Raw genomic sequence first — 20,516 nt, forward strand, 5'->3', positions numbered from 1 at the left:
CATGAGTGTCGTTGTTTATGCGCCTGCATCCATTGGTAATGTTAGTGTTGGTTTTGATGTTTTAGGTGCCGCGGTTTCCCCTATTGATGGCTCTTTATTGGGGGATAGAGTTGAAGTTGCACCTGGAATATCGGCATTTAGTTTGCAATGTGTCGGTGCCTTTGTGGATAAGTTACCATTGCAGGCAGAAGACAACATCGTGTATCGATGTTGGCAAGTGTTTGCTCGTGAATTGGATCATAAAGGTATTCCATTATTGCCGGTGGCTGTCACATTAGAAAAGAATATGCCAATCGGGTCTGGTTTAGGCTCAAGTGCATGTTCTATTGTGGCGGCACTTGATGCTTTAAATCAATTTCATCAACAACCATTAACCAGTAATGAACTATTGACGTTAATGGGGGAAATGGAAGGCGAAGTTTCAGGGAGCGCCCATTACGATAATGTTGCACCTTGTTTTTTAGGTGGGCTGCAATTTATGGTGCAAGAAATGGGGATCATTAGCCAAGCTATACCGTGCTTTGATGATTGGTATTGGGTAATGGCATATCCAGGTATTAAAGTGCCAACAGCGGAAGCGCGGGCCATTTTACCTGCTCAATATCGACGTCAAGATGTGATTGCTCATGGACGTTATCTGGGCGGGTTTATTCATGCTTGCTACTCTCAACAACCATTGCTCGCTGCCAAAATGATCCATGATGTTGTAGCTGAACCCTACCGTGAAAAATTACTGCCTAATTTTAATCAAGCGCGAAAATATGCATTAGAGGCTGGCGCGATTGCGAGTGGTATTTCAGGCTCTGGACCCACGATGTTTAGTATCTGTACCAATCTAGAGGTCGCACAGCGGTTAGCTAAATGGTTAGCCGATAATTATGTTCAAAATAATGAAGGGTTTGTCCATGTTTGTCAGCTTGATAAGCAAGGAGCAAAAGTGACAGGGAGTAAGTTATAGCCATGAAGTTGTATAATCTTAAAGAACACCAGCAACAGGTATCATTTGGACAGGCTGTGCGCCAAGGTTTAGGTCGTCAGCAAGGCTTATTTTTTCCAGCACAATTACCACAATTGGGTGATATTGATGCGCTACTTGCAATGGATTTTGTAAGTCGTAGTAGTAAGATTTTATCAGCATTTATTGGTGATGAGCTGAGTCACGATATTGTCACTCAAATGGTTGATAGTGCTTTTCAGTTTCCAGCACCGATTAAACAAGTTAAATCTGGTGTGTATGCATTAGAGCTTTTTCATGGTCCGACATTAGCATTTAAAGATTTTGGTGGCCGTTTTATGGCGCAATCTTTAGCTACGGTAACAGATGATACGGGTAAGATTACTATTTTAACGGCAACCTCTGGTGATACAGGCGCTGCAGTTGCTCATGCTTTTTATGGTATGGATAATATTCAAGTTGTTATTTTGTATCCCAAAGGAAAAATTAGTCCGCTGCAAGAAAAGTTATTTTGTACTTTAGGTGAAAACATTACTACCGTTGCTGTTAATGGTACTTTTGATGATTGTCAGGCATTAGTTAAGCAAGCATTTGACGATGCAGCGTTACGAACTGATATTGGCTTAAACTCGGCAAACTCGATTAATATCAGTCGTCTAATGGCGCAAATTTGTTATTATTTTGAGGCTGTAGCACAATTGCCAAAAGCAGAACGTGAACAACTCGTAATTTCAGTTCCAAGTGGTAATTTTGGTAATTTAACCGCAGGTCTATTAGCTAAATCGCTAGGTTTACCCGTTAAACGCTTTATTGCTGCCACTAATGTCAATGATACGGTTCCACGTTATTTACAAACGGGGGAGTGGACGCCAAAGACGACCATTGCCACGATTTCAAATGCAATGGATGTTAGTCAACCTAATAATTGGCCACGTATTGAAAAGTTGTGTCAGCTTAAAGGGTGGGGATTAAACGAGCTCGGGTATGGCGTCGTTGATGATCAACAAACAGCGGTTACATTAAAAGATATGTATAACGATGGTTATTTATGTGAGCCACATGGTGCCATTGCTTATCATGTTTTAGATCAACAATTAGCTGAAGGCGAAACGGGAATGTTTTTATGTACCGCACATCCGGCTAAATTTAAAGATGTGGTTGATTCTATTTTGGCTACGAATATTGCGTTACCAGCGCCCCTAGCAAAACATAATGCATTGCCGTTATTATCATTAGAAACTGCGAATGATTTTGATGTAATTAAGACGATTTTATACTCGGTTCAACCTGCTGTATAATGTGATATAAGTAAATTATGATACAAAAAAAGGAGCCAATGGCTCCTTTTTTTATTACAGCATCTTGCTCAAATCAAGACACTCACACTAGGCTATAAATTATAGGCTGCTAGTGAAAGTACGAGCGATAACGTCTTGCTGTTGTTCAGTTGTTAGTGAATTGAAACGTACAGCGTAACCTGATACACGGATAGTTAGCTGTGGGTATTTTTCTGGGTGTGCAGCAGCATCTAATAGTGTTTCACGCTTAAGAACGTTAACGTTTAGGTGTTGACCACCTTCGATTTTAGCTGGTGATTCGATAGCTAGTTCACGGTACTCAATGTCACCAAGATCTGCTTGTGCGATAACTTGGTCAGCATCGTAGCTACCAGGTGCACAAACACAACGTGCTTCATTAGACTCGCTATCTAGGATCCAGATTGAGTTTAGTAGATCATCGTTTGCTGCTTTAGTAATTTGAATACCAGTAATCATAACTTTTCTCCAGGGAAATTGTTGTTAATTTATTCGTTTTTGTATTGAGCTACCTATTATATAACCTTCAATGCACATTTGTGTATTGATGTAGATCAAATTACAACGAAAAACCTTAAATATAATAAGGCTGTTTTATTGAGCTAGGTCAATCTAACTGCATTTTACTGACGAATCAACTAAAAATATCAAATTTAAAAAATAAGTTGAATGTTATTTTGTTGTAAAATAACAACATTTTATGATGTCATAACAAGCTTGTAGTGAATAAGTTGTCACCACTATTGGGTTTATATGTTAAATGTGGCTGCAAACATTAGTGTTATTAATATATTGTTTGGTGGTTATTTTCAGAGGTTATTATGAAACTTATTGGGGCTCATGTGTCGGCTGCTGGTGGTGTGTACAATGCCCCTTCAAATGCGGCGTCTATTGGTGCTAATGCATTTGCATTGTTTACTAAAAATCAACGTCAATGGCAGGCTAAGCCGTTAGACGCTGATGCTATTTCTGCGTTTAAGTCGCGATGTCAGCAGTTCAATTTCGATACAAGTGCTATTTTACCGCATGATTCTTACTTGATTAATTTAGGCTCACCGGATGCTGAGAAGCTACAAAAATCACGGTTAGCTTTCATTGATGAGATGCAACGTTGTCAGCAGTTAGGGTTACATTTGTTGAATTTTCATCCTGGCAGTCATTTAAAAAAAATATCGGAATCGGCTTGTTTAGCTCTGATTGCTGAATCGATCAATTTAGCTCATCAACAAGTTGATGATGTGGTGGCCGTGATCGAAAATACGGCAGGACAAGGCTCGAATCTAGGTTGGCGTTTTGAACATTTAGCTGAAATTATTGCACAAGTGGAGGATAAATCTCGCGTAGGGGTTTGTATTGATACTTGTCATACTTTTGCTGCTGGATATGATTTACGGACGTTGGAAGCGACAGCTGCGACGTTTGCTGAATTTGATCAAGTTGTTGGTATGCAATATTTGCGAGCAATGCATTTAAATGATTCTAAAGGCGATTTAGGGAGCCATTTGGATCGTCATCACAGTCTTGGCGAAGGGATGATTGGATGGGATTGTTTTCGATTCTTAATGCAAGATAACCGATTTAATAATATGCCTTTGATATTAGAAACCATTAATCCTGATATCTGGCACCATGAAATTGCGACGTTGCGCAGTTTTCAACAAGAGGATTAACTGATGACGGCAAGTTGGCAAGCATTTATCGAGCAGCAACAACAATTACCGTACTTTAATGATATTGAACAAGCGGTTGCTAAGGCTCGCGCTGAGGGTAAAACTGTCTTCCCACCTCAAAATGCGGTGTTTAATGCATTTTTAAGCACGCCATTAATGGAGACGAAAGTCGTGATTTTAGGCCAAGATCCTTATCATGGACCTAATCAAGCACATGGATTGAGTTTTTCAGTATTACCTGGAGTGAAAACGCCGCCGTCATTGGTTAATATGTATAAAGAATTAGCGACAGATATTAATGGCTTTACTATTCCTGAGCATGGTTATTTACAACCATGGGCAGAGCAAGGAGTATTGTTACTTAATACCGTATTAACCGTTGAACAAGGTAATGCACATTCACATGCCAAAATTGGTTGGGAAACGTTCACCGATCGGGCTATTGAATATATTAATGGCAATACTGAAGGCGTGATTTTTTTATTGTGGGGCGCACATGCTCAGAAAAAAGGTAAGAAAATAGATCTTGAACGACATCATGTTTTAACGTCAGCACATCCTTCACCATTGTCTGCTTATCGTGGTTTTTTTGGTTGTAAGCATTTTTCAGAGACAAATAATTTATTGTCGATGATGAGTAAATCACCAATTAATTGGCAATTATAAATCGAATTGCAATACATTGTTTTTAGGAATAAAACGACCAGCATTTATGCTGGTCGTTTTGATGTTATATCTAGAAATCAAAATCATCACTATTGAAGCTACCACACATATCCATGTCTTGTAGTTCTCGACGTAGTCTTTGACGGTCTTTCAATGCTTCAATTTCACGCCACTTTCGTTTTTCTGGTTTAGCACGAGAGCGGCGAGAAACCGTATCGATTGTCATCATGTCATCAAATGCAAAGCTATCCATAAAGCACCTATCCCTACTTTTCGCTTGGTGTAAGCGATTTGAGTATTTATTACCATAGAATGGCTAATAATAAAATTGAACTGTTTCTCATTTGTTATTAAAATATGAAACTTTTGTGTGCTTGGTCTCACAGTTGTTGAGTGATTGATTAAAAAAGAAACCATTATTGGTGTTAAATAGGGTTTTATGGTGTCAATTATTAGTCATTAGCTCAATAGGATAATTATCTAAATTAAATCCATTTTTAAAGGGTAATAATCAGTAAATATTTCTAGTTGTAAGTTTTATAACTCACTGTAAAAATACTGATAATTAAATAATTATTATTTTAATAATGGTTTTGTAGCTTATCTTTGATCTTCTGCTTTAAAGGTAGCAGGGATAAAGGAATTCTTAGGGCGTATTATTGCCATATTTGGCGCTGTTTTTATTGGATTAATAACGGTAGTAATAAGGACGTTGTATCATTAATTATCGATTTTTAAGGCGTAAAATGTGACCAGTCAAATTAACTTTATCAACGATTTGCTGTGGGGATCGGTGTTGATATATTTGCTGATTGGTATTGGCATTTATTTTACCTATCGTCTCAATTTCATTCAGTTTCGTCACTTTAAACATATGTTTTCTGTAATGAAAAATAGCCGTAAGTCAGATTCATCGGGCATTTCATCTTTTCAAGCTTTGTGTACTAGTTTGGCGGCAAGAGTTGGCTCTGGCAATATGGCGGGAGTGGCGGTTGCCTTGACCTTAGGTGGCCCCGGTGCCATTTTTTGGATGTGGCTAATTGCAATGCTAGGCATGGCGACTGCTTTTGCCGAAAGTGCGTTAGCACAATTATACAAAACCCGTGACGATGATGGTAATTACCGTGGTGGTCCTGCTTACTATATGGAACGCGGTTTAGGCATGCGCTGGATGGGGATTATCTTTTCTATCTGTTTGATCATTGCTTTTGGTTTGGTATTTAATGCAGTGCAAGCCAATTCAATCAGTCAAGCAGCGCATGTTGCTTTTGGATGGCAACCACAATATGTAGGCCTTGGTTTAGTCGTATTAACGGGCGTTATTATTTTTGGTGGCCTGCGCACAATAGCCCGTACAGCAGAGATACTAGTACCGACAATGGCACTATGTTATCTCGGGTTGGCATTATTTATTATGCTGAGTAATATCGAACAGTTACCGCATATTTTAATGCTTATTTTTCGAAGCGCATTTGGGTTTGAAGAAGCGGCATCTGGCGCGCTGGGCTATACCATTGCGCAAGGAATGATTAATGGCTTAAAGCGTGGCTTATTTTCAAATGAAGCAGGCATGGGTTCCGCACCAAACGCTGCAGCATCGGCAACACCTTATCCTCCTCATCCAGCATCACAAGGTTATGTACAGATGCTAGGGGTGTTTATGGACACTATTGTTATCTGTTCTGCTACGGTGGCAATTATTTTAATGTCTGGTGAATATGAGCCACATAGTAGTATTACTGGTATTGAATTAACTCAAAAAGCCATCAGTTCACAAGTGGGTGATTGGGGGAGCGTTTTTATTGCTGTCGCTATTTTCTTTTTTTCCTTCACTTCATTAGTTGCCAATTATTCTTATGCGGAAACGAATTTGATATTTCTAGAGCATAATCACAAAGTTGGTTTAAATGTCTTTCGAGTAGTGGTGTTATGCATGGTGATGTTTGGTGCAATGGCTGATTTACCGACTGTATGGGCAATGGCTGATATTTCTATGGGAATGATGGCGATGATTAACTTAACTGCAATAGTGTTACTGTCGAGCACGGTAATTAAGCTAGCACAAGATTATAATAAGCAGTTATCACTGGGAAAAATTCCAACATTTAATCGTCAAGATTATCCAGAATTATATGCTCAATTAGAGGCGGGAATTTGGGATGAGTCACTACCATTAGCGGTAAAATCAACGCGATATTAATGGTTGTATACCTATTAATGCAATAGTAATAACCACAGCAGTTATACGTGGTTTTTGCTATTGATGGTGGTAGTCTAAAGCAGTCAGACTTTAAAGGAAAAAGCCTTATGTTAATTGTGGTATCACCAGCAAAAACGTTAGATTACATCTCACCATTAGCAACAACAACTTACACGTTACCTGAATTAACCGTTGATTCAGCTGAATTGATTGATGTTTGCCGAGAGCTGACACCGATGGATATCGCGAGCTTGATGAAAGTCAGTGATAAAATTGCTGGATTAAATGCGGCGCGTTTTGCAGAGTGGCAGCCAACGTTTACCGTGGATAATGCTCGCCAAGCAATTTTGGCATTTAAAGGTGATGTTTATACTGGTTTGGCCGCTGAAACCATGACTGAAACTCAGTTTGCTTACACACAACAACATTTACGAATGCTATCAGGATTGTATGGTGTGTTACGCCCACTTGATTTGATGCAGCCTTATCGATTGGAGATGGGGACGCGTTTAGCAAATCCTCGAGGCAGTAATTTGTATCAATTTTGGGGGAATATCATCACTGATAAACTCAACGTAGCTGTTGCTGAACAAGGTGATGATATTGTGGTTAACTTGGCCTCTAATGAGTATTTTAAAGCCGTTAAGCCTAAGCAACTTAAAGCACAATTAATTACGCCCATCTTTAAAGATTGTAAGAATGGGACTTATAAAGTCATTAGTTTCTACGCTAAAAGAGCCCGAGGCATGATGGCTCGTTATATTTTGGATAATCAATTAACGTCTATCGCTCAATTACAACAGTTTGATAGTGCAGGTTATTATTTTGTTGCCGCGGAATCAACATCGACAGAATTAGTGTTTAAGCGTGAACAACAATAATTGATGAACATCCATAATGTGTAAACAACCACAATTAATATTGCCATCATTTTATTAGATGAAAAAAGGCCAACGTATTAGCGTTGGCCTTATTATTTTATGTGTAAAAGAGAAAACTATGACTTAGCTTGGCTTTTTTTAGCCGCTTGTTTGATTTTCTTTTTCGCTTTCGCTTCTTTTACTTTTTTATTAACTTTTTTCTTTTTCTTGGCTGTATTAGCTTTCTTTGTCTGTGGACGAAGACCATGAATAAAGCGCTCTTGCACTTCTTCTTTCATGTAACGGCTAATACGCTCAATCATGCCTTGGTCATGTGCTTCGACCAATGCAATCGCTGTTCCTTTTTTGCCTGCGCGAGCAGTACGACCAATGCGGTGTACATACACTTCAGCGGTACGTGGTAGGTCAAAGTTAATAACATGGCTTACGTCAGGTAAATCAATACCACGCGCAGCAACGTCGGTAGCAATGAGTACGTTCACTACACCATCACGAAAACGAGTGATCATGTTAGTACGCGCAGCTTGTGCCATTTCACCTTGAATCCAGTTACAAGGAATACCCATTGCGTCTAATTGACTGCGAAGGATACCTAGGCGTTCACGTGTTTTAACAAAGATGATTGTACGTTCAGCTTGATCTTTAATAATGTTTTCTAACAGAGCAAGCTTGTGCTCCATACTATCGCAACGAAGATACATCTGTTGAATCTTTTTACGTTCGCGACGAGATGGATCCGCGTTAACTTCAAGTGGTTCATTTAGAATAGTTTCTGAGAACTCACGTACGCCTTTACCTTCTAAGGTTGCTGAGAATAATAAGCTCTGACGACGCCAGCGACATTCATGGTTGATACGCTCAACAATTTTGCCAAAGCCCATATCTAGCATACGGTCAGCTTCATCAAGAATCAGACATTCAATTGCGCGGCAATCAAATTTCTCAGACTCAATGTATTCCATTAAACGGCCAGGTGTTGCTACGACGATATCTTGCGTTTTGCCAAGTAGCTCAGCATGCTCATCGTAAGAAATACCACCAGTAATGGTGAATACTTTTAAGTTAGTGTACTTAGAAAGTGCTTTTGCGTGCTCAGCAACTTGAATCGCTAACTCACGGGTTGGCGTTAAGATTAATACACGTGCAGGCCCCGGCTTTTTGCGTGGAAAATCCTGCAAGTGCTGAATCATTGGAAGCAGAAACGCCGCTGTTTTTCCGGTCCCTGTTGGTGCAGAAGCCATGACATCTTTACCGTCAAGGGCATGAGGGATAGCCTGCGCTTGAACTACGGTTGGGCGGCTATAGCCGATCTCGTCAATCGCTCGTAATAGCTCGCTATCTAACTCTAATTCGGAAAAGTCTTTCACCAGTTATCTCTCCCAAGACAAATGCTAAATATGTTCTCGTCACTGTGCTTATGCAGTGTAACCAGAACATGGGTATTTATATTAAGGGGCGGCATTATAGCCACTCTTGGCGTAAGTAACACCGATTAAAACATAAAAACTTCAGTTAATGATCAATATTCGTTATTTCATGATTATATTTTATACGTTAACCGATTACATTTTTAAGTAAAAATCTTTTGTAAGTCTAATAAAATCAGATGAGTAAGTGTTATCGGTATGGATACAGAGCTGTTGTTGTTCAGTAATAACACAATTTTTAGTTAATTCGATTAATGTACGCATTAATGGTTTATGTGCAGTGGTACGAATGTCACAGCGACGTTGGCAGTATAACCCGTAAGCCGATGCTTGGTTGAGCAGTTGTTGACCTTCATAGGTGGGTAGAATAATGCTGGCATTGCCATTTGCAGTTAATAAATAGCGAAGGGTCTCTAGTAATTGTTGATGACTGAAACTATCCGTATGGCGGGCTGTGGCGCGATGCTGCTGTTGTGCTTGTTGGCCAGCATTAAAATAAGGTGGATTACAAATAATACTATCAATTGAAGCTGGCGAAATATGCTGACACCAATGAACAATATTATTTTCAATACACTGTAAACGTGATGACCAGGGTGATGCTGCAAAATTTGCGGTTGCCGCGGTTGCAGCACTGGAATCTAATTCAATGGCTGTGATCGTGGTCATTTGTGTACGCTGAGCCGCCATTAACGCTAATAATCCACTGCCTGTACCTATATCTACAATATGCCCTTGTTGTGGTAACGCTGCCCATGCACCTAATAAAACGCCATCAGTACTAATAGGCATGCCGCAACCATGATCATTGATGGTGAATTGTTTGAAGTTAAAGCTGCGACTCATTGTTTATTCCCTTGGTTTTTGGATAGTTACCATGTTGATAAAACACACAAAAGCATATAAAGCGAAGATTATATAACCAAACTATAATTATTGACGTTGATTTTGTTAAAATTCTGTTTTTATCACGATGTTTAAGTGTTATGTGTTTTTTGTAAGTATGGTTGTTTTGCTTTGTATTGGTTATTTGTGTTGTTTTTTATTTTAAAAGTAGTGGTTAGTTCTGGTTTTTTTACTCTCAAACTGAATTATATGGTGTTTTTCGCTACTCTATTGCTAAGATTAATCTTTTTGGTCATTATGCTGCAAGGCACGTAATTAATAGCAACATATAACCCGTGCTACTTATTATAAAAAATGCAGACACAATATATAACCCATTAGAGAGTGGAAGGTGCAGTTTGAAAAAAACACTCAAAATAACAGATATCATTGCGCTAGGCTTTATGACCTTTGCGTTCTTCCTTGGTGCAGGTAACATTATTTTTCCACCGTTAGCCGGACAGCTTGCGGGTGAGAATATGCTATCAGCAATGTCAGGGTTCTTAGTAACAGCCGTAGGCTTACCGTTAATTGGAATTATCGCGGTAGCAATAGCGGGTGGTGGTTGGACGGGACTGACTCGTGATTTACCATCAAAGGTAGCAACGTTAATGGCGGTATTGATTTTTATCATTATTGGCCCTGCGTTTGCTGCACCTCGTACCGGTCTTGTTGCTTATGAAATGGCTGTAAAACCGTTTATTACCGATGCTAGCCAAACCAGTTTAACCATTTTTTCTATTATCTTCTTTTCGGTAGCACTGTTTTTTGCTTGGTCACGCGGTAAATTAATCGACATGATCGGTAAATTTTTAACTCCAGCATTATTTGTGGTGTTAACAGTATTAGCGATTGCGGTATTTATTAACCCACAAGGAAGCATCATCGCGGCACAAGGTGAATATATCACTCAACCGTTTACGACAGGTTTCCTTGAAGGTTATAACACCATGGATACCTTTGCAGCACTGATGTTTGGCATGTTAATTGTTGATGTTATTCGCAGCAAAGGCGTAACGGATGACAAGACAACCTGTACTTACCTTATCTATGCGGGCTTGATTGCAGCTGCCGGTTTAGCTTTTGTTTATGTATCATTATTTTATCTTGGTGCGACTAGTGCAAGTATTGCTGCAGGTGTCGGCAATGGTGGTGCGATCTTAACGACTTACGTGATGGCGTTGTTTGGTTCAACAGGCCAAATCATTTTATCAACGATTGTACTACTTGCCTGTTTAACAACAGCGATTGGTTTAATCAGTGCGTGTGCGGATTATTTTAGTACGCTAACGCCAATGTCTTACAAAAAATGGGCTGTACTGCTTGCGATTGTGTGTGCTGTTGTTGCCAATGTTGGTTTAAATATGCTGATTTCTCTATCGATACCAGTGTTGTTTGCATTATATCCTGTTGCTATCGCATTAGTGGCATTGACCTTGATTCGCAAATGGTTACCTAATCCACGTTTAGCGTATCGTGTGGTGTTATTAGTATCACTGATTTTCAGTATGATTGACGTGGCTAAATACCTGAAGTTTGATATGTCGTTGTTTAGCTCATTACCAATGTTTAATTATGGTATGGCATGGGTTTTACCAACGGTTATTGCTTTAGTGATAACGCGCTTCATCGGTGGCAAACAATCTAAAGATGAGAATAAGCACACTGTTGTTATATAAAAAATAAGATAACAATTGAGTCGTTTTAACCGAAAAAAGGGATGCATTGGCATCCCTTTTTTATGGGGACGAGGAGTCGAACTAGATAAGTTGCGCGTATTCCAGCATGATTTGCTCACACCATTGTTGAATACGATCATCACTTAACTCGTATTGGCTATCTTCATCTAAAGCGAGACCCACAAAAAATTCTTTATCTGCCGTTAATGCTTTGGATGCTTGAAATTGGTAGCTATCGTCATTGGGCCAATAACCAATAAATTGGACGCCAGTTGAACTGAGTTGGTCATGTAACATACCCATAGCATCTAAAAACCACTCGGTATAGCCTTCTTGATCGCCGAGCCCAAATAGCGCCACGGTTTTTTGTTGTAATTGTAAGCCATCTAATTGCTGCCATACCGCTTCCCAGTCTTCTTGAATCTCACCAAAGTCCCAGGTTGAAATGCCTAAAATTAGCATGTCATACTGGTTCATTTCAGCTAATGGCGTGTGTTTAATATTGTGTAATTCAACCAGATCAGCCCCAAGGCATTCACGAATTTTTTCTGCTGCCATTTCGGTATAACAGGTCGTTGAGCCATAAAACAAACCAATTTTCATGCTGTGTATCCTATGTTTTTATTTTTAACCAAAGTGTACTCGCTATTGATCGTTGAGCTCAAGGTTAGCGTGGTCTTGAACGGCATAATATTCCGTTGAATAAATGGATAACGAGGTTACTTTTTAATGTAAATATCCTATCATGCGCTGAGTACTGTGTTTTTATCCATGTATTTAAACCGTCTTATGACACAGCTTATGATGAGGTAAAAATGGTAACTGACGATGTTATTATTGAGCGCTTTCTTGATGCGATGTGGATGGAGCGAGGGTTATCAGATAATACTCTAGCCTCTTATCGTAATGATTTAAAAAAATTACAACAATGGATGCAACAACAAGCGATTACGGTTTCTCACGCTTCGGTTGATGACTTGCAACGTTACCAATTATGGCTATTTGATCAAGATTATAAGCAAACGTCGCGGGCACGAATGGTGTCGGCAATTCGACGTTTATTTCAATATCTATACCGTGAAAAAGTACGAATTGATGATCCGAGTGCAATGTTAGTAACGCCTAAGTTACCTAAACGGTTGCCAAAAGATCTCAGTGAAGCACAAGTAGAAGCATTATTAGATGCGCCAGATGTGAACGATCCACTTGAACTGCGCGATAAAGCAATGTTGGAATTGTTGTATGCCACAGGGCTTCGTGTAACCGAATTAGTCACATTAACTATGGATAAAGTTAGCCTTCGCCAAGGTGTAGTGAGAGTGACTGGTAAAGGCGATAAAGAACGCTTAGTGCCGATGGGGGAGAATGCTGTTGATTGGATTGAACAGTTTATTGAAAGTGGGCGGCCAGTATTATTAGGCGAAAAAAGCTCAGATGTATTGTTTCCAAGTCGACGCGCACGCCAAATGACCCGCCAAACATTTTGGCATCGCATTAAATATTATGCCGTATTAGCAGGTATTGATGCTGATACATTGTCGCCCCATGTGATGCGCCATGCTTTTGCTACTCATTTACTTAATTATGGGGCCGACTTACGAGTGGTACAAATGTTGCTGGGTCATAGTGATCTCTCAACAACCCAGATTTATACTCATGTCGCCACTGAAAGATTGAAACAATTGCACCAAAGCCATCATCCTCGTGCATAATTATGAGATGTTATTGGTTAAAATTAGCGATAATATTTGTATTTAAGGATACTTCATTTATGCTTCGCTAATAAAAATAATAGCCTAATTGAAACTATATAGTCTAAATCTCGGTCAATTTGTATTGAGATTGTCATCATTTGAAAAGGGATAACAAGATGCATTTTATTCGTCGCACCGTGCTAGCCACTACCATTGCACTGACTGCTTTTTCCGCAGTAGCAAAGCCTGATGTAGCGGCTATCACTAAGCAATTATCAACCATTGGTTTAACGCCAAGCTCTATTACGGCTTCGCCAATGGCGGGCGTAAATGAAGTTGTGACTGAACGTGGTGTTGTTTATACCTCTGATGATGGACAATATTTTTTAGCTGGTCATTTATATCAAAATACGGGTGCTGAACCTGTAAATTTAACTGAACAAAAAATGGCACAGTTAAACAAAGCTAAATTAGCAGGTATGGATAAAGACATGATTGTTTATCCTGCTAAAAACGAAAAATATGTGGTAACCGTGTTTACCGATACCAGTTGTGGTTACTGCCGTAAATTGCATAATGAAATGCAAGGTTATAACGATGCAGGCATAACGGTACGCTACCTTGCTTTCCCTCGTGGTGGTGAGCGTTCAAGTAACTTCAATCAAATGAGTGCGATTTGGGGAGCAAAAGATCGTGTTAAAGCGATGCACGATGCAAAAAGTGGTACTTTTGATGAGTCAAAAATTACTCCACGTCCTGATCTAGTGATGGAACAATATCGTCTAGGTGTTGCGATGGGCGTTAATGGAACACCTGCAATCGTACTTGAAGACGGAACGATGATTCCAGGGTACCAACCGCCAGCTGCGTTATTGCAATTATTGGATAGCAAAGCAAAAAGCTAATCACGACCATTAATGAACATTGGTCATCGTGAATAAAAGCCTGATAGTCATATCAGGCTTTTTTGTTGACGGTGATTTGGTTAAGATGAAAAGATAATCATTCCACTTAAAGAAGCCGTTATTATGATAAAAATCAAGCGTCGTCCTGCTGTCGATCCTCAAGGCTTCTCGAATGAGATCCCCGCTATTTTACAACGTATTTATGCTAGTCGCGGTATTAGCAATGATGCTGAACTTGAACGTGGTGCTAAAGGGTTACTCAATTATAATCAACTCTTTGGTATGGCGGATGCGGTGGCGTTATTAGTTGCTGCCCTGACCAATAATACTCGTATTATTATTGTCGGCGATTTTGATGCTGATGGTGCTACTAGTTCAGCATTATCAGTGCTTGCATTGAAAATGTTGGGCTGTCGTAACGTTGATTATCTGGTACCAAATCGGTTTGATGATGGTTATGGTTTAAGCCCTGAAGTGGCGCAACAAGCCATTGAGCGTGGCGCTGAATTGATCATGACGGTTGATAATGGTGTCTCATCTATTACTGGTGTTGCAGCAGCAAAGGCGCAAGGGGTACAAGTGTTGGTTACTGATCATCACTTGCCTGGGGATTGTTTACCTGCGGCTGATGCGATGGTGAATCCAAACTTGAATCAATGCGGTTTTCCATCAAAAGCATTATGTGGCGTAGGGGTGGCGTTTTATTTAATGTTGGCGCTACGAGCAGAGCTGCGTAATAACGGTTGGTTTGAACAACAAGCCATTGCGGTGCCTAACCTCGCTGAATTGCTTGATTTAGTGGCATTGGGCACGGTTGCTGATGTGGTGGCTTTAGATGGTAATAACCGCATTCTTGTTCATCAAGGTTTACAACGTATTCGTGCTGGTAAATGTCGCCCTGGTATTCAAGCATTAATCGAAGTCGCTAATCGTGATCCTGCTCGATTAGTGGCGAGCGATCTTGGCTTTGCACTTGGGCCGCGAATTAATGCTGCCGGACGATTAGATGATATGTCGTTTGGGGTTGAATTACTCTTGTGTGACAATATTCAAGCAGCACGACGTATGGCGTCAGAGCTTGATGCACTCAATCAAACCCGTAAAGAAATAGAACAAGGGATGAAAGAAGAAGGTCTCGCTATTTGTGAACGGTTACAGTTTAACCAGCAGGATATGCCTTATGGTTTAGTGCTGTTTCAACGTGATTGGCATCAAGGCGTGATCGGTATTTTAGCTTCACGAATCAAAGATAAATATCATCGCCCAGTGATTGCTTTTGCGGATGCTGGTAATGGTGAAATTAAAGGTTCTTGTCGCTCGATAGCTGGATTACATATGCGAGATGTATTGGATGCGGTTGATACACAACATTCAGGCATGATCTTAAAATTTGGTGGTCATGCAATGGCGGCCGGATTAACCATTCCAGAATCGCAGTTAGAGGCGTTTAGTTTTGCCTTTGATGCAGCAGTACGTAAAGTGTTAAATGAAGATGCACTACAAGGCGTTTTACTGAGTGATGGTGAATTACAGCCTCATGAATTGACACTTGATACCGCTGAAATATTACGCGCAGGTGGACCATGGGGACAACAATTCCCTGAACCAACGTTTGATGGTTCGTTTCGATTATTACACCAAAAGCTGGTGGGAGGTAAGCATCTAAAAATGATGGTTGAGCCTCTAGTTGGCGGCTGTGTGATCGATGCCATCGCATTTAATGTTGATCTTAAACGGTGGCCAGATGCTTCAGTACAGCAAATTGAATTGGTGTATCGCCTCGATGTTAATGAGTTTCGCGGCAACCGTAGCGTGCAATTGATGGTTGAACATTTGATTGCAAAATAATGTTAGCCTAAGAACTTAGCCGAAAGTGATGAGGATCTTGGCGTTGACAGCCTAGATTGTCATCATATTTCGATTAATTTTCTGATAACCTTTCACTCCCCCTGTATATTCTATCTACAATTCGATAGAATCTTGCGGTTATGTCCATTTCGGTAATGAAGCGTGGCGATGTTCGAAATTAATCCTATTAAAAACCGACTTGAGGATGTGTCAGCACGTACTGACATCCTTAGGGGGTACCTTTGACTATGATGCTAAACAAGAGCGTCTAGAAGAGGTCAATGCAGAGTTAGAGCAACCAGATGTATGGAGTGAACCTGAACGTGCTCAAGCGTTAGGTAAAGAACGTGCAGCACTGGAAGCGGTAGTTGAAACCATTGACTTATTAGACCAAGGCGTTGAAGACGTTGCGGGTCTACTTGAGTTAGCGGTTGAAGAAGACGATCAAGAAACCTTTGATGAGATTGAACCTGAGTTAGCTGAGCTTGAAGCTAAGTTAGCTAAGTTAGAATTTCGTCGAATGTTTGCTGGCGATCATGATAGTTCTGATTGCTATCTTGACCTTCAAGCAGGTTCTGGTGGTACTGAAGCACAAGATTGGACATCAATGATGCTCCGCATGTATTTGCGTTGGGCTGATGCCAAAGGCTTTAAGAGCGAGATCATTGAAATTTCTGATGGCGATGTTGCTGGTCTTAAATCTGTCACAGTACGTATTAGCGGTGAGTATGCTTATGGCTGGTTACGGACTGAAACAGGTGTTCACCGTTTAGTGCGTAAATCACCGTTTGACTCAGGCGGCCGTCGTCATACTTCGTTTGCATCAGCGTTTGTGTATCCAGAAATTGATGACAATATTGTAATTGATATCAATCCTTCTGATTTACGTATTGACGTCTACCGCGCATCAGGTGCCGGTGGTCAGCACGTAAACACCACTGAGTCTGCGGTACGTATTACACACTTACCAACAAACCTTGTTGTACAGTGTCAGAACGATCGCTCTCAGCATAAGAATAAAGATCAAGCAATGAAGCAATTAAAAGCGAAATTGTTTGAATATGAAATGCAGAAGCAAAATGCTGAAAAGCAAGCCAGTGAAGATACCAAATCAGACATTGGTTGGGGCAGTCAAATCCGTTCTTATGTATTGGATGACTCCCGCATAAAAGATTTACGTACTGGGGTGGAAAATCGAAACACCCAAGCAGTATTGGACGGTGATTTAGACCGTTTTATTGAAGCTAGCTTGAAATCAGGTCTTTAACCGAATTTCAGTAAAATTTTAAGGGATACCCCATGACTGACCAAGTACAAGATGAGAATAAACTGATTGCTGAACGTCGTGCTAAATTAGACATGATCCGCAAAAGTTGTAAAGCAAATGGCCACCCAAATGATTTCCGTCGTGATAGCTTAGCGGCAGATCTAGAAGCAAAATACGGTGAGATGACCAAGGAAGAGCTTGAACAAGCCGGTCATGTATATGCAATCGCTGGTCGTGTTATGGCTAAGCGTGGTCCTTTCCTTGCAATTCAAGATGTATCTGGCCGCATTCAGGCTTATGCATCTAAAGATGTTCAGAAAGAACTAAAAGAAAAATATTCTGGTCTAGATATCGGTGACATCATCGGTGTTAAAGGGGCGCTACATAAATCAGGTAAAGGTGATCTTTACATCGAAATGGATAACTACGAGTTGCTAACTAAAGCACTACGTCCATTACCAGAAAAATTCCATGGTCTAACTGACCAAGAAATGCGTTACCGTCAACGTTATGTTGATCTGATTGTAAATGACGATTCTCGTCGTGCATTTATTATTCGTTCAAAAGTGGTTTCAGCGATCCGTAATTTCATGGTAACAAAAAACTTCATGGAAGTTGAAACGCCAATGATGCACGTGATCCCTGGTGGTGCAACAGCACGTCCATTTGTGACACACCATAATGCATTAGACATCGACATGTACCTACGTGTTGCGCCTGAACTTTATCTTAAGCGTCTAGTGGTTGGTGGTTTTGAGCGTGTGTTTGAAATCAACCGTAACTTCCGTAACGAAGGTCTATCTCCACGTCATAACCCTGAATTCACAATGATGGAATTCTACATGGCGTATGCTGATTACCATGATCTAATGGATCTTACAGAAGAAATGCTAAGCAGCGTTGCGATTGACGTTCTTGGCTCTTCAAAAATGCCTTACGGTGAGTTTGAAGTTGAATTTGCTGGTCCTTATGCACGTATCAGCATGTTAGATGCAATCAAACAATACAATCCAGACCATGCAGAAATTCAAGCATTAACTTACGAAGGCGTTGCTGATCGTGAGCTAATGGTTAAGATTGCTAAGTCTGTGCATGTTGATGTTGAAAGTTTCTGGACATGTGGTCAATTGTTAGAAGAGATCTTTGGTGAAACCGCTGAGCCTCAACTAATGCAACCAACATTCATTACTGAATACCCAGCTGATATTTCACCACTTGCTCGTCGTAACGATGAAAACCCATTCATTACTGACCGTTTTGAATTCTTTATCGGTGGCCGTGAAGTGGCAAATGGTTTCTCTGAGCTTAACGATGCTCAAGACCAAGACCAACGCTTTAAAGCACAAGTTAATGCTAAAGATGCGGGTGACGATGAAGCAATGTACTACGATGCAGACTACATTACTGCACTAGAGCATGGTTTACCGCCAACAGCGGGTCAAGGTATCGGTATTGACCGTTTAGTAATGTTATTTACTAACACACACACAATTCGTGACGTTATTTTGTTCCCGGCAATGCGCCCACAACTAAATAATTAATCGACGCGTGATATAAAAAAGCCATCGCCAAGTGCGGTGGTTTTTTTTTGCCTCGAAAAAAGAGTCAAAAAAGCGACAAATAGCGTTCTGTTTTATAAAAATTCGAGTTACATCAATATATTATATTACCTTAATCACATTATACTAAACAAGTTGCATTTGTTCGTATATTATTAATAAAGCAGTTGTTAAATACCACTAAAGAGATAATTGCGTTATTAATGGAGGGATGAATGACAATTGGGATGGTAAAAAAAGCTAAGGCCGTTATTCCTAATACCTTAGTTATTTTTGGCGGTAATAATCAGCAGTGGTTACCAGCAATGGAAAGTGCTGGTTGGTTATGTCATCGTTGTTATGATTTACGAACAGCTGAAACATTACTGTTAGAAATCGGTCCTTGCATTGGTGTGGTAGACCTTAGCCATGATGACTTCAGTATTCATAGTTTTTCTGCAATGGTTAATCGTAATAAACAAGTTCGCTGGATCGCGATAGTCCGTGATGAGCAACTTGGTAATGAAGCGATAGGCCAATTTATCGTTAATTTTTGCCTTGATTATTTTTCGGTGCCCGTTCCACCAGAGCGATTATTACAAACAATAGGGCACCAGATTGGAATGCTTAATTTAGAGCGTAAGGTGTGGCCCCAATTAGGTAATTTTGGTCAACAAGGTTTGCAAGGCTCTACGACAGTAATGAAAAAATTACGTGATCAAGTTAAGCGGGTTGCATTAAGTGATGTTTCTGTTGTTATCAGTGGTGAAATAGGAACCGGAAAAATATTAGTTGCTGATGCCATTTTTCAGGCTTCAGCGCGCGCGAAACAGCAGGTAATACGAGTTAACTGTGAAACCATGACAGCTGATTGGATGATTGATACTGAGCATGGAATTCAATCTGTTTTTGAAGCTGCTAATAATGGGGTGTTAGTGCTGGAGGAATTTACTGCACTCACTGACGCTTGCCAACAGTCTCTGTATCAAGTGTTAGCTGAGGGAAGTTACTATGGTTCTGAGGGGAATGCGATTGCCGTTGATATGCGTATTATCTCGGTTACACATCACTCGCTTGAGAGTTTGGTGACTTTAGCCAGTTTACGACGTGAGTTATATTTTCGTTTAAATGTTGTCTCAATCACAGTACCACCGTTACGTGAACGCAGTGACGATATTATTTTTTTAGCTGAATTTTTGTTATTAAAATATGCGCGCCAATACAACAGTGTTGCTAAATCTTTATCAGAACAGGCTCAAGCAATGTTATTGCAATATCCGTGGCCAGGTAATGTGCAGGAGCTTATTTGCCAAATTAAACGGGCGGTATTGCTAGCTGAAAATAAATGCATTGAAGCGGATCAGTTAGATATACCTCGTTTAATGGATGATAAATTAAGTTTAAAAAAAGTACGTGAAGAATCTGAGCGAAATGCGTTGTTAACTGTATTAGAAAATAACAAAGGGCAGATATCGGCAGCAGCACGTGAATTGGGTGTCTCTCGAGCGACGATGTATCGATTGTTAAATAAGCATCAATTAATTCCGCCGCCACGTTGTTTTCGTCAAAGCCATGCATGATGAAT

At 40.2% G+C, this 20,516-nt stretch carries 18 protein-coding genes; 13 read left to right on the top strand and 5 right to left on the bottom strand.

Annotated elements, in window-relative coordinates; translation table 11 throughout:
- The first annotated feature begins 1 nt into the window (after position 1).
- Together thrB and thrC are read left to right on the top strand one after the other, a co-directional pair.
- Positions 2-958, top strand: a complete 957-nt coding sequence (gene thrB / locus VXS03_RS10470) for a homoserine kinase (RefSeq protein ID WP_327763659.1) — start codon at positions 2-4, stop codon at positions 956-958.
- A gap of 2 nt (positions 959-960) precedes the next feature.
- Entirely contained in the window at positions 961-2,253 is a 1,293-nt protein-coding gene (thrC, locus tag VXS03_RS10475) for a threonine synthase (RefSeq protein ID WP_327763660.1), read from the top strand.
- A 99-nt stretch (positions 2,254-2,352) separates the two neighbouring features.
- Here the strand turns inward: thrC and grcA are convergent, their stop codons facing one another.
- Entirely contained in the window at positions 2,353-2,730 is a 378-nt protein-coding gene (gene grcA, locus VXS03_RS10480; RefSeq protein ID WP_327763661.1) for an autonomous glycyl radical cofactor GrcA, read from the bottom strand.
- Between the two features lie 362 nt (positions 2,731-3,092).
- On the opposite strand from grcA, the gene nfo reads away from it, so the two are divergent.
- Positions 3,093-3,941 (top strand): deoxyribonuclease IV, encoded by an 849-nt coding sequence (nfo, locus tag VXS03_RS10485; protein WP_327763662.1) that lies wholly within the window; start codon positions 3,093-3,095, stop codon positions 3,939-3,941.
- Positions 3,942-3,944: 3 nt separating this feature from the next.
- Positions 3,945-4,607, top strand: a complete 663-nt coding sequence (gene ung, locus VXS03_RS10490; protein ID WP_327763663.1) for a uracil-DNA glycosylase — start codon at positions 3,945-3,947, stop codon at positions 4,605-4,607.
- A gap of 70 nt (positions 4,608-4,677) precedes the next feature.
- Here the strand turns inward: ung and VXS03_RS10495 are convergent, their stop codons facing one another.
- The gene (locus VXS03_RS10495; protein ID WP_080158490.1) at positions 4,678-4,860 is read right to left on the bottom strand and encodes a DUF3545 family protein; all 183 of its coding nucleotides are present in this window, start codon (positions 4,858-4,860) and stop codon (positions 4,678-4,680) included.
- Between the two features lie 495 nt (positions 4,861-5,355).
- On the opposite strand from VXS03_RS10495, the gene VXS03_RS10500 reads away from it, so the two are divergent.
- Together VXS03_RS10500 and yaaA are read left to right on the top strand one after the other, a co-directional pair.
- The gene (locus VXS03_RS10500; RefSeq protein WP_327763664.1) at positions 5,356-6,807 is read left to right on the top strand and encodes an alanine/glycine:cation symporter family protein; all 1,452 of its coding nucleotides are present in this window, start codon (positions 5,356-5,358) and stop codon (positions 6,805-6,807) included.
- A 107-nt stretch (positions 6,808-6,914) separates the two neighbouring features.
- Positions 6,915-7,688, top strand: coding sequence for a peroxide stress protein YaaA (gene yaaA / locus VXS03_RS10505; RefSeq protein WP_327763748.1), 774 nt, complete (start codon positions 6,915-6,917; stop codon positions 7,686-7,688).
- A gap of 116 nt (positions 7,689-7,804) precedes the next feature.
- Here yaaA and srmB read toward each other — a convergent pair whose 3' ends face one another.
- Complete coding sequence (gene srmB / locus VXS03_RS10510; RefSeq protein WP_080175127.1) at positions 7,805-9,055, bottom strand: ATP-dependent RNA helicase SrmB; 1,251 nt, start codon at positions 9,053-9,055, stop codon at positions 7,805-7,807.
- Between the two features lie 195 nt (positions 9,056-9,250).
- On the bottom strand, positions 9,251-9,961 hold the full coding sequence (locus VXS03_RS10515) for a tRNA1(Val) (adenine(37)-N6)-methyltransferase (RefSeq protein ID WP_327763665.1): 711 nt from the start codon (positions 9,959-9,961) through the stop codon (positions 9,251-9,253).
- Between the two features lie 398 nt (positions 9,962-10,359).
- Here VXS03_RS10515 and brnQ point away from each other — a divergent pair, with 398 nt between their 5' ends.
- Positions 10,360-11,679: a branched-chain amino acid transport system II carrier protein gene (gene brnQ / locus VXS03_RS10520; protein ID WP_327763666.1), complete on the top strand. Its 1,320-nt coding sequence runs from the start codon at positions 10,360-10,362 to the stop codon at positions 11,677-11,679.
- Between the two features lie 81 nt (positions 11,680-11,760).
- On the opposite strand, the gene fldB is transcribed toward brnQ, so the two are convergent.
- The gene (fldB, locus tag VXS03_RS10525) at positions 11,761-12,282 is read right to left on the bottom strand and encodes a flavodoxin FldB (protein ID WP_327763667.1); all 522 of its coding nucleotides are present in this window, start codon (positions 12,280-12,282) and stop codon (positions 11,761-11,763) included.
- 212 nt (positions 12,283-12,494) lie between these two features.
- Here fldB and xerD point away from each other — a divergent pair, with 212 nt between their 5' ends.
- The 6 genes from xerD to VXS03_RS10555 all read left to right on the top strand — a co-directional run bounded on the left by xerD (position 12,495) and on the right by VXS03_RS10555 (position 20,511).
- Entirely contained in the window at positions 12,495-13,391 is an 897-nt protein-coding gene (gene xerD, locus VXS03_RS10530; protein ID WP_327763668.1) for a site-specific tyrosine recombinase XerD, read from the top strand.
- A gap of 158 nt (positions 13,392-13,549) precedes the next feature.
- On the top strand, positions 13,550-14,278 hold the full coding sequence (gene dsbC, locus VXS03_RS10535) for a bifunctional protein-disulfide isomerase/oxidoreductase DsbC (protein ID WP_327763669.1): 729 nt from the start codon (positions 13,550-13,552) through the stop codon (positions 14,276-14,278).
- Positions 14,279-14,401: 123 nt separating this feature from the next.
- On the top strand, positions 14,402-16,126 hold the full coding sequence (recJ, locus tag VXS03_RS10540) for a single-stranded-DNA-specific exonuclease RecJ (protein WP_327763670.1): 1,725 nt from the start codon (positions 14,402-14,404) through the stop codon (positions 16,124-16,126).
- A gap of 168 nt (positions 16,127-16,294) precedes the next feature.
- Positions 16,295-17,393 (top strand): peptide chain release factor 2 gene (gene prfB / locus VXS03_RS10545; RefSeq protein ID WP_327763671.1). Its coding sequence is split into 2 segments (ribosomal slippage): positions 16,295-16,369 and positions 16,371-17,393, totalling 1,098 coding nucleotides; the frame shifts between segments, so codons are not numbered across the junction.
- A 32-nt stretch (positions 17,394-17,425) separates the two neighbouring features.
- Positions 17,426-18,934 carry a lysine--tRNA ligase gene (gene lysS, locus VXS03_RS10550; protein ID WP_327763672.1) on the top strand — a complete coding sequence of 503 codons (1,509 nt, stop codon included), beginning with the start codon at positions 17,426-17,428 and terminating at the stop codon, positions 18,932-18,934.
- A gap of 245 nt (positions 18,935-19,179) precedes the next feature.
- On the top strand, positions 19,180-20,511 hold the full coding sequence (locus tag VXS03_RS10555) for a sigma-54-dependent transcriptional regulator (RefSeq protein ID WP_442957444.1): 1,332 nt from the start codon (positions 19,180-19,182) through the stop codon (positions 20,509-20,511).
- Positions 20,512-20,516: the final 5 nt, after the last annotated feature.

The sequence above is a fragment of the Photobacterium sp. S4TG1 genome, assembly GCF_036040035.1.
Classification (GTDB): Bacteria; Pseudomonadota; Gammaproteobacteria; order Enterobacterales; family Vibrionaceae; genus Photobacterium.